This is a genomic window from Roseateles puraquae (assembly GCF_002205845.1).
Lineage (GTDB): Bacteria > Pseudomonadota > Gammaproteobacteria > Burkholderiales > Burkholderiaceae_C > Pelomonas > Pelomonas puraquae.
The window spans coordinates 17,785-28,751 of sequence record NZ_NISI01000003.1 but is presented as its reverse complement, the minus strand read 5'-3'; the positions used below and the strand labels follow the sequence as shown (position 1 = coordinate 28,751).

Sequence of the window (10,967 nt, the reverse complement as noted above, 5' to 3'; positions counted from 1 at the left end):
GAGTTCAGGACTTGGATTTGGGCGGTCGCTCGGGACCGGCCAGGAACGGAGGGGGCAAAGCAGTCGCCGTCGCCTGAGCAGGCATCTCTGGAGGCAGCTGCGGCAGCGTCAGATTGACAACCCCAATCAGCGCCGGTGCACAGGAACTGGCGTCACTGGCCAGGTGCTGGGCCGACGCGACGGAACGGTCTTTATGCACACCGTCGTCGTCGTCATCATCGTGGCTATCGTGATGGTGAGCTTCGCCTTCGAAGTGCATCACCGCGTGCTGGTGCTCGCGAGCGTCCGCCATCACCACGGCAATGCCAGCATGGGCCAGCGCTTGCCAGCACATGCAGAGCATCAGGATGAGGGTGGTCAAGCTACGGCGCACGGCAGAAGTTTACCCGGGTGGACCTGCACCCGACATCTGCCAAGACGGCTAAATGACGGCTCCACCGCCGAGAGTTGTTCGCAGTAGCGAGATATCCGTCACAGCCCGAACATCCGTCCTCATGACGGATGCAGCTGGCGCGAAAGGCTGTCGCTGCACGCGAAGCAACAAGAGAATGGACGAGTCCAAATTCGAACGAGCTCAGAGGCGTATGTGCAAAGCACAAGCAGCTGGCGCTGAACGACGATGAATCGCTTGCCTTGTTTTGACGTCTCACTGGTAGAGGCGGTATGCCGTGTCCTTGGCGACACCAGCGAAGGCCTCACGGGGCCTGAGATCGGAAGCATCCTTGCGGACATGCAGGTTGAAGATCCATCGCCCGGATTGACCAAGTGGAAGCGCCTCTTCAACGCGCTGGCGCACCAGCAGAACAAGCATCAAGTGGGCAACCACCTTGTCATGTTCGTCAATCGAGCCATGAAGCCCGCCCGATTCGTGCAGCAGCCTGAGAAGTTCCGACGCATGCGAGATGGGCTCAACGTTGCCATGTCACTCGCCGGCTACGCGGTCAACGAGCAAGGCCAGGTTGTTCATACGACCAGGGAGACGACAGTTTCTGGCGCGCTCGCCCGAGCCAAGCACCTCGCAGACACACTACACGCCCGCGGCACGCACCCGCAGGTCTTTGTTTACTGCACGGCGGAGCTACTGGCGGAGAACTACTTTCACGCAGTGCTTGAGGCAGTGAAGGGGGTCGCCGAGCGGCTTCGCCAGATGTCCGGACTGACGAACGACGGTGCGGAACTTGTCAACCAGGCGCTATCGACGAAAGCGCCGATCATTGCCATCAACGGCCTGAAGACCGAGACGGAGCTCAGCGAACAGAAGGGGTTCGCGAATCTGCTCGTCGGCGTCTTCGGGGCAATCCGCAACCCGACGGCCCATGCGCCGAAGGTGGTGTGGCCCATGCCGGAGCAAGACGCCCTCGACATCTTCGCGCTGATCTCCTACGTGCATCGAAAGCTTGACCTCGCAAGCAAGGTCTGAATTGCGGCAGCGGTCTTGAACTGCATCAGGGCTGCTGAGCAGCCACCATTAGATTGGATCAAATGGCGGCTTCACTTGATGGAAGAGCTGTGCAGGCTTGAGCCTATGCAAATCGTTCAGCTTCGGTCGGCACGCCCCACCTGCGTCCCGCCCTCGGTGTCGCGCTCGAACCACCGCGAGCCGCAGTCTGCGCCCAAGACAAACTGGACCGAAGGGAGGTTTTTCGTACTCGGCGTAGCCCCGCGACCCCGCCAGCACTAGCGTCCGGAACAGGCCTTCGGCGTGACTTGTGGGAGCGGCTTTGGTCCCAGAGTGCTGCATTGGATTACCGGTGGCAACTCAGACCGATTCATTCTGCCGGCTCGGCCGTGGAAAGATGCTTTCATTAAGAGTAGCGGCTGATCCAAGCGAAATCGACCACCAATACTCAAATCAGCGACCCTCGGCTTGGTTGTCCACAGGAAAGTACAGATCAACCAGCAGTCTTAGCCGCCTCCAGCCCTGGGACCGGTCAACACAAGCGGGGACATGCTTGTGTGGTCAGCTGACACCGGCACAGGTGGTCAGTCAGACCGGAATACGCACCTGGGAACGCTGCGGAAGGCCATCCCCCCTCGAACTCCGTGGTGAGTACGGGCCAGAGCAGGGAGACGTACGAAACTCCTTGTCCTTGATCAACAGTGAAGGACGAGCAGAGCAGGCCGACGAGGTCGCCCTTCTCGTCGAACACAGGGCCGCCGCTCATCCCGCCCCAGGACGCGCACTCCACCTCAATCACGGGGAACGGAAGCATGACGCTATCGCGGCCCGACGCCGTAGGGTACCGCTCTCTCACGACGCCAGCCGATACCAGCGTGCTGCCCTCAACGCTGTAGCCCGGTTTGCCTTCCAGCGTGCGGCTTGCTGACGTCGCACGGTAGCCAACGATCTGCACCCTATCGCCGATTCTCGGTAGGCGCGTTGAGATGATTGCCTGCCGGAAGGTGCGGTCATGCGGCATTGCAGAGTTCAGTTCAAGACCCAGGATGGCGAGGTCTTGGCCATGCAAGAGCGTCGCCTTCCGCACAGTCCATAGCTGCATCCCGTTCTGGGCAATGCCAATGCACATTGAGTGCTTGTGGCCCGCTGCCAGCACTTCGAGATACGGTTCGATTACGTGCTTTGCTGTCAGTGCGATGCCAGGGCCCACAAGCACAGCGGAGCCGTGCACAAGATGTTCGTCGTCGTCCGCAAAATGGAGCGAAAGGAGAACGCCGTCAAACGCCCCTGCGTCCTCCATGAAGACTGTTCGGTCGTCGTCTAGCAGCTTGATCGTGACAGGCTGAAAGCGAACCGTATCTCCGACTTGCGGTGTGGCGGTTGGATCGGGGGCGACTTCGCCGTAGATCATCTGCCCGCTATTGCTGCTGCCCATCCGCTAACCCCCTTTTGCTGCGCAAGAGTAACGCGCCTGGGCCGCGTTCGCCCGATGGTTCAGGGGTAGGTACTGGGCCAGCGGATCGAGTGGCACCACGGCCCCAGGGTCAGGGCCGGTGTTGCCCTGGGGAGGCCGCCTACCCAGCCAGGACGGTCCATTCCCCATAGCGTCCCCAAGCCTGAAGACCAAAAGCAAACGGCGCCCAACCGAGCGCCGTAAGTTGCGCTTCGGTCCATAACCTTGCTTGAGCGGCGGCGGCATAACGCCTCTCGCTGCGAAGCGTGGCGGGCCGCCCGGGGCTGCGTTGCGCCTCAGAGCCATATGTCTGCCCCGAGGAAACGGTATCAGGCTACCGGAGGCCCACTGTGAGCAGAGTTATGCGGGCGCTTCTGCGCAGCCGGCAAAGTTATCTGTCCAGCAGCGGAGTCGGCTCGCTAAGTCGACTCGTGCAGGGGCAGCTTGTCGAGATGCCACACGGCGAGACACTCGTCGGCAAATGCGCCACCGGCCTCGGTGCATTTCTCGTCGGGCATGAACAACGGCGAAGGAAAGTCGAACGGTGCGGCCTGCAGGTTGGGATTGCGCCAATCCCCCTCGTGGCGGTTTCGTGGTTGGTCCTCGGGCCGGTGAAGGTCGTCGTCATAAGACATTCGGCAACAGTCGAGCGGAAGTTCCTCAGCACCGCCCAGACTTCGGCATAGGTCAGGTGCGGCAGCAGGTCGCGGCACAGGATCGCGTCGGCCCTCGGTAGCTCGTCCTGGATCAGGTCCAGGCGCAGGAAGAGGCGTCCGCGGCCGGCATGGCGCCATTGGTGGGCGGCGATCACCTCGTCGAGGATGCCCACGCCGATGTAGTCCTCGATCCCGAGGTCCACCGTGCGCATCCAGTGGAAGTCTCCGCACGGGGCGTCCAGCAGCGTGCGCACGCCTAGCTGCGCCAGAAAGAGGGGCAGGCCGGCGCGCAGCCGAGCCGTCTGCTGCAGGCCCGATCCAGGGCCGTAGATCAACTCGTCGCCATGCTGCCGATACAGCTACGCGCGATGCACGAAGACGCGCTCGTGCAGTGAATCCAAAGCAGCATCGCCGCCAGGAGATCGCACATCGAAGTCGTTGCGCCGAATGCCCGCATTGCCGCTGTTGGGCACAACCAGGGACAGCGACCAGAGCGCCTTCTTCGCAGACCGCAAACTTCTGCCTTCATACGAGACATCCAGCCCGCCTACGGGCTGATGCACGTCGAACACGCTGGATATCGAGACCAGGGAGACCTTTAGCTGCCCCTGACGCTCAGCGACCAAGCCGTAGACACCGAGCAGCAATCCGCTTAGCAGGCCGGCTAGGCCGAGGATCGCCGCACAAGCGGGCGACTTGATGAACTCCCAAAGCCCTCGCTTGCTGCGGGGATTCGTATCGGCTTCTCCCATCACTTCTCCTCCTTTTGGTCTCGGGAGATGTTCACGCGCGGCCGTGAAAGCCGCAACAGGGTCTGCGATCACATGATGCTGCTGACTTTGCCTCGGCGCTACCGGTGCCTTGCTCCCCCGACGCCTTAAGCTGGAGCGTTAGGGTTTCCCTGATGGGATAGGTGAAATCTCCCATGTGGGGAGTACATGCTGTTCACACAAAAGCTCGTTAGCATCGATAGCAACAAAGTCGACGCATAGGCGGTGGGTTAACACCTTGGCCATGCGCGAAGCCGAGGGAGTTGAGATGCCCAAGCGATGCCTGGTGCGATTCGTGCGCCATGGACTGGTGTGTTCTGCCGCCTTGTTGAGCGGTTTTGTTTTCTGGCCAAGCGCCATTGCGCAGGTTGCAGTTGGAGACGGCGGAACGCCGAGCTACAGCCAAGCCATAGCGGTGCCGCCCGGCGTTGGAGGCATGGCGCCAAAGCTAAGCCTGCTTTACGCGGGTGGCGGCGTGAACGGTCCCGTTGGGCATGGTTGGAGTGTCCAGGGCTTGTCCGTGATCACTCGGTGCGGGGCGACGCTCGCGCAAGACGGCAAGACTGTCGGCGTTGCCTATGTGGCAAGTGACAAACTGTGCCTGGACGGGCAGCGACTGATCCAGACCGATGAATCCGGGAACGCCGCGCCCAGCGGCGGCAACAACGCGGTGGGCGTGCCTGTCACTACGCAGCTCAACGACGCGCAAGGCTTGGGTGCCAATGTCTATCGGGAGTTCCGTACAGAGAAAGACATGTACGCGCGGATCCGAGCGTACGGTAATGCCAACGGCGATTCCACGGGTGCGAGCGGCCCGGCCTACTTCAAGGTGTGGACCAAGGCGGGGCAGATCTACGAGTACGGCGATGCGTCGGGTAGCCCGAGTGCAACATCGGCGTTGATCGCTCCACCAGGGAAGGCACCCATGGCCTGGGCCGTGGCGCGCATAAGCGACACACTGGGTAATGCTGTTGACTTCAAGTACGAGCAAAGGGATGTTCGTTGGGGGAGTGGGCCGACATCTGGATTGCCCACCTTTGGCCACGAATGGAACATCCAGGAGATTCAGTACAGCGGCAACAAGGTGGTCTTCAACTACGACCTGGATGCGCAAGGCAACGATGCGCGCACCGACAAGTCCGAGGCATATCAGCAGGGCCGCAAGAACGTCAGCTTACGCCGCCTCAAGTCGATCACGACCTATGTCAACAGTCCTGCCACAACACTGGGCGCCAATGGCGGCACACCAGTTCGCACCACACAGTTGACGTATGACTACGGCCCGGTAACCGGGCGTAGCCGTGTCGTCAAGATCCAGGACTGCGCCGGCGGCCCGACCAGCACACGGTGCCTGCCAGCCACCAACCTGGCCTACACCGCGGGCACCAGCGACGGCTACCAGTCCAGTGGCGGGTTCGCCGCAGGCGGCCTGGCAACGCAGGATCTGCTCGGCGACGGGACATATGGTGTCTTGACCGGTGACTTCGACGGTGACGGCAAGACCGACATCCTCTACTGGTCGGACACACCATCCAACAACAAGCTGTACCTGAGCAACGGAGACGGCAGCTTTTGGACGCCGTCATCTTTCAACATCAAGACGGTCAACCTCTTCAAGAGCGATGGCTGCTATTACACGATTGCGGCTGACTTCAACGGAGACGGCATCACCGACTTGCTGCGGGTCATGCGGGCTACATCGACCAGCAACACCAATGTCTCATGTGGTACCCCACTCACGCATTACCTGTATCTGGGCAAGCACGATGGCAGCTTTACCAGCATCAACTTGCCTAGCGGCATTGACTTCACACAGACCACGGCCAAGAAGACGCGTCAGTTCAACTGTTTGAGTCCTGCCTCAACCACCTACAACCCGAATTGCACGGAGCCCGGCGACATCTATCTTGGGACAGACCAGACGCCGGGCGCCAACTTCCACCTGATCGATGTCAACGGTGATGGCTACCTGGACATCGTGACCACGCAGTTGCCTGGTTACAGCCGGACGATGACGATTCCGAGCGAAGCCACGCAGTGCGCGAGCATCATCTGCACGCGCGTTTATCTTGGCAGCGCGTCGGGCGTCTTCACTGAATGGACGACGACCAACCTTGCGCACCACAGCGTTTACGGGGCCCCTTCGCGGGGCTTCTACGAGTATTTCCGCAAGCCCTATGTGCTCGACGTCAACGGCGATGGACTCGCCGATCTCTTGGTGGGCACAGGCTTGTGGACGTCTCAAGGCAACGGGGACTTCATCGCTCCGTCGGCTGATGCCACTCAGGCCGGTTGCGCCACTGCCATCGACTTCAACGGTGATGGTCGCGGGGACTGCCTGTACGGCTTGGCGGTGCCGAGCGCTCAGACCCTCTTTGTCGGGGATGGCACTCTCAACCCCTCTGCGACCGCCAGTTTCAATCTGACAGGTCCCGGGCAGGAATTGCTGATCACGAATAGCGACTTTCCATTTTCCCAGACGGCCGGCACCATCATTGCCGACTTCAACGGTGATGGTCGCCAAGACATCCTTCGCTGGAAAGATGATCCGGCCCAGAACGCCCTGTACCTGAGCAACGGGGATGGCAGCTTTACCACGGTTGCCAACTTCAGTTTGGCAGGCGTCCAGCTGCAGAACAGCAATGGCACGGCGACCGTGTTGCTTGGCGACTTCACGGGCCGCGGCTCTATGGAGATGCTGCGTCTGCAAACGGTGGGCGGAACAGCTACGAACCGGCTCTACGTCAAGGGCGACCCGGCACCGCCCGATCTGCTGGTCAGTGTCACTGGCCCCTCCGGGCTGAAATCCAAGCTGTATTACGTCCCGCTGAGCAACTCGACAGTGGCGAGAGCGGTTCCTGACAGCTTGGCGAGTGACAGCAGCTTTGGCCTTCGCTATCTGAGCGACCTGGATAAACCAGCGTTTGCCCTGTCCGATGCCAGCGATCTGAGTTTGCCCATGTACGTCGTGGCCACACAGGTGGACGACACCGGTGTGGGCAGCAGCACTGTCACCACCGAGATGAGCTATCGAGGCCTGAAGGCCGACCGCAGAGGCCGCGGCATGCTAGGCTTTCGCGAAGTGTTGCGCCAGCGTAGCGGTGCCGACGGCACTCCGTTGACGGTGGACACGACCTACGTACAGACGTATCCCTACACCGGCGTCGCAGCCACGACCTCGACATACCGGAGCAAACTCAACGCTACCTCTGCGTCGACCTTGCTCAGCAGCACTAGCAACACCTACTGCGATCAGGGCAATACCGCGGCAGCCTCCGCGAGCGTCAATTGCCCTCTGACCAGCAAGATAGCGCGGCCGTATCTGTACCAGAGCACCGAGGGAGGCCAGGATCTGGCGGGTGTGACCTTGCCGACCGTGGTCACCCAGAACGTCTTCAACGGGACAGGTGATCCGGCCACGATCAGTGTCACCACGACCGGCACTACTGCTGGCGTTGCGCAGACCTTCACCAAATCCGTGAGCAACACCTACTACACGGACAACACCAGCTGCAGCAACTACCAAACCTGCTACTGGATCCTCGGTCGCTTGAACCAGGCCACGGTTACGAACACCGTTCCGAATAGCTTGGCAAGCATCCCCAGCAGCGCCGGCACCGGCACTTTCGCAACCGCGACCTCGGGCTCGGGACCGGCTGTCAGCAGCCCGCTGAACTTGGTGCTCAGCAACTGCTCCAGTACCACGCCGACCCTCAGCCCCGCGTCTGCTTCGTACCAGTGCCAACTTGGTAACAGCGGCACCACCAATGCCTCCAACCTGACGTACGCCACGAGCTCCGCAGCTCTGGTCGTCAACGGACCGGCCAGCTGTGCAGCCAACACGACAAACTGCGGCACGGTCACGATGCGCACATCGGCTGTCGCGGGTGCCTACACGGGCTACTTCACGGTGTCCAGCGCCGGTGCCACGACCACCAGCACCACCGTGCCCTTGACCGTCACCGCGCCTAACGGGCTGGGTGTGAGCGCCGCGAGCTTCAGTCCTGCGACCGTCGTGGCTGGCACCAGCAGCAACTTCAACTGGAGTACCACCAATGCCACGTCGGCCAGCGTGAGCTGTGCAGGCACCGGTGTGACGGTGACCGGCACGGCAACCGGAACTGCCGGCAACATCACGGTCGGCACCACTGTGGCCACAACGGCCGCCAGTTGCACCGTGATCGCCACAGGTGCTAGCGGCGCGATGGTCAGCGGTAGCGCTGACCTCGCGATAACGCCCGCCGGTAGCGTGGGTGTGACTTCAGCCAGCTTCAGCCCCACCAGCGTCAATGCCGGCAGCAGCAGCAGCTTCAGCTGGGCTACCGCCAACGCCGCCTCGGCGACCGTGAGCTGCTCGGGTGCAGGCGCGACTGCCACCGGATCCGGCACCAGCGGCACGATCACCGTGAGCACGACCAGTGCCGGCACAGCCACCTGTACGGTCTCCGCTGTTGGCTCGGGCGGTGCCACCGCGATCGGTTCCGCAGACCTGACGGTGGCCGCTTCAGGTGTGCCGACGATCGGTACCAGCACGTTCAGCCCTGCCAGTGTCGCTGTCGGCGGCACGTCGACGTTCACGTGGAGCGTGAGCAACGCCACGTCGTCTTCGGCGAGTTGCAGTGGTGCTGTCAGCGGGTCGGGCACGGGGACCGCTACCGGCGGCAGCCTCACGTTGACCGCGGGCGCCACGATTGGCCAGGGCTCTTGCACGGTGACCGCTGTCGGGACTGGCGGGAACGCCACCGGCTCTTTCAACATTGACGTTGTGCGAGCTCCCACGGTGAGCGGCTTGATCTTTAGTCCAGCCGTGTCGACAGCCACAGGTAGCGTCCCGAACTTTGCGTGGAACACGAGCAATGCGACATCGGCCAAGGTCGTTTGCACCGGTGTCCTTTCGTACAACGATTCGGTCGCTTTGAACGGGAGCTTGAACCTGCCCGTGAGCGGACCAGGCACAGGTACATGCACTGTGACCGCATCCAACGGTGGCGTTCAGGCATCAGCTTCCGCGACGCACACGGCATATGCCGAATCGAGCGTTACCAGCGCTTCCTTCAATCCAACCAGCGTGACGTTGGGTGGCAGCAGCACCTTCAGCTGGGCGACGTCCAACGCCAGCTCAGCCTCAGTGAGCTGTTCCGGCGCGGGCGTTACCAACACGAGTTCGAGCCTCAGCGGCAACATCACGGTCACACCGTCCAGCGCCGGGACAACCACGTGTACCGTCACGAGCAGCAATGCTGCAGGCGCAACCTCGACAGGATCTGCTAGCCTGAGTGCGTCAGTACCGGTGCCCACCCTCACGACCAGCCGAAATCAGCAGTATGTGACGGCAGGTGTGCCGCAGCAGGGCATCTTCAGTTGGAACGCTGGTGGCGGTGCAACGTCTGTGACCGCGTCCTGCACGGGTACGGGCAACCAGTCCAGCACCTACACCGGGACTTCTTTGGTCAACGGGATGTATGTGGCCGGCTCCACTGCCGGCGCGACGCTCACCTGCACCGCGACCGCATCGAATGCTCAAGGCGGCACGGTAAGCAGTTCACAGACCTTCGATATCGTGGCCGCACCTACGGTGCCAAGTGCAAGCTGGAGTCCCTCAACGATCACCATCGGCGGGCAGTCCACATTGAGTTGGTCCAGTACGAACGCAGTCAGCATGGGCATTTCATGCTCCGGTGTGAACGGAAGTTGGTCGCCGCCCGTCGGGGTGAATGCACCGTCCGGTAGTTCGACGTTCACGCCCAGCGGCACCGGCGTTCAGGCTTGCAATTTGACGGCGACAAACGCTGCCGGCAGCCAGGCCACGGGCAGCGCCAGCCTGACCGTCGCAGCAGCACCCACCGTGAACACTGCGGTCTTCAGCCCAGCCGTGTCGACAGCAACCGGAAGCGTCCCCAACTTCTCGTGGACAACTAGTAACGCAACGTCGGCCTCTGTCGTGTGCACAGGCGTCCTTTCGTACAACGCCACGGTCCCAGTGAACGGAGCTCTTAACCTGCCTGTTAGCGGCCCCGGTACGGGCACATGCACCGTCACTGCCTACGGCGCTGGTGGTGCGCAGGCAACTCGCAGTGCGACGCACACGGCGTACGCTGCGCCGAGTGTGACTAGCGCTTCCTTCAGTCCGACCACTGTGGCTGTCGGCGGCAGCAGCACGTTCACCTGGACGACGGCGAACGCGAGTTCGGCCACTGTGAGCTGCTCTGGGGCCGGGGCAACCGCCACGGGCTCGAGCACTAGCGGCAGCATCACCGTTGGCACCAGCAGTGCCGGTACTGCGACCTGCACGGTAACGAGCAGCAATGCCGCTGGGGCGACGGCTTCGCAGTCAGCCAGCCTGACGGTGTCTGCCGTGGTGATACAGCGCTTCACCGCTTCCGGCCCTTCTGGGTCCACCTGGACCTTCACCAACCCCAATGCGTCAGCGCAGGTGGTGACGTCGCTTGGTTTGAGCTTCGGTGCCATCGGCAACCCGATGGGCGCGGTGATCACAGGCGGAACCTGCGCGGTCAATGGGTCCGTAGCGGCTGGCGGTAACTGTACGGTGATCGTCAGTGCGCCGACGCCTGACTGCACGGACAACAACTACAGCGTGGCGCCTGTGTTGTCGATGTCGGCGGGCTCGACGACGGGCTCATCGCTCAATCGGTATGCGCCAGCCAACGGTATCTGCCGGTGATGGACAA

6 protein-coding genes are annotated in these 10,967 nt (G+C 62.1%); 2 read left to right on the top strand and 4 right to left on the bottom strand.

Going from position 1 to position 10,967, the window contains the following annotated elements:
- Positions 1-4: 4 nt before the first annotated feature.
- Positions 5-361: a hypothetical protein gene (locus tag CDO81_RS10015; protein WP_088483072.1), complete on the bottom strand. Its 357-nt coding sequence runs from the start codon at positions 359-361 to the stop codon at positions 5-7.
- A gap of 369 nt (positions 362-730) precedes the next feature.
- Here CDO81_RS10015 and CDO81_RS10010 point away from each other — a divergent pair, with 369 nt between their 5' ends.
- Positions 731-1,420, top strand: coding sequence for a TIGR02391 family protein (locus CDO81_RS10010; protein ID WP_241516946.1), 690 nt, complete (start codon positions 731-733; stop codon positions 1,418-1,420).
- Between the two features lie 511 nt (positions 1,421-1,931).
- Here CDO81_RS10010 and CDO81_RS10005 read toward each other — a convergent pair.
- The 3 genes from CDO81_RS10005 to CDO81_RS09995 all read right to left on the bottom strand — a co-directional run bounded on the left by CDO81_RS10005 (position 1,932) and on the right by CDO81_RS09995 (position 4,260).
- Complete coding sequence (locus CDO81_RS10005) at positions 1,932-2,834, bottom strand: S1 family peptidase (RefSeq protein WP_088483070.1); 903 nt, start codon at positions 2,832-2,834, stop codon at positions 1,932-1,934.
- A gap of 409 nt (positions 2,835-3,243) precedes the next feature.
- On the bottom strand, positions 3,244-3,843 hold the full coding sequence (locus CDO81_RS10000; protein WP_088483069.1) for a hypothetical protein: 600 nt from the start codon (positions 3,841-3,843) through the stop codon (positions 3,244-3,246).
- Between the two features lie 24 nt (positions 3,844-3,867).
- A complete protein-coding gene (locus tag CDO81_RS09995; RefSeq protein ID WP_088483068.1) occupies positions 3,868-4,260 on the bottom strand; it encodes a hypothetical protein in 393 nt (130 codons plus the stop codon).
- Between the two features lie 262 nt (positions 4,261-4,522).
- Between CDO81_RS09995 and CDO81_RS09990 the strand changes: the two genes are divergently transcribed.
- Positions 4,523-10,960 carry an FG-GAP-like repeat-containing protein gene (locus CDO81_RS09990; protein ID WP_088483067.1) on the top strand — a complete coding sequence of 2,146 codons (6,438 nt, stop codon included), beginning with the start codon at positions 4,523-4,525 and terminating at the stop codon, positions 10,958-10,960.
- Positions 10,961-10,967: the final 7 nt, after the last annotated feature.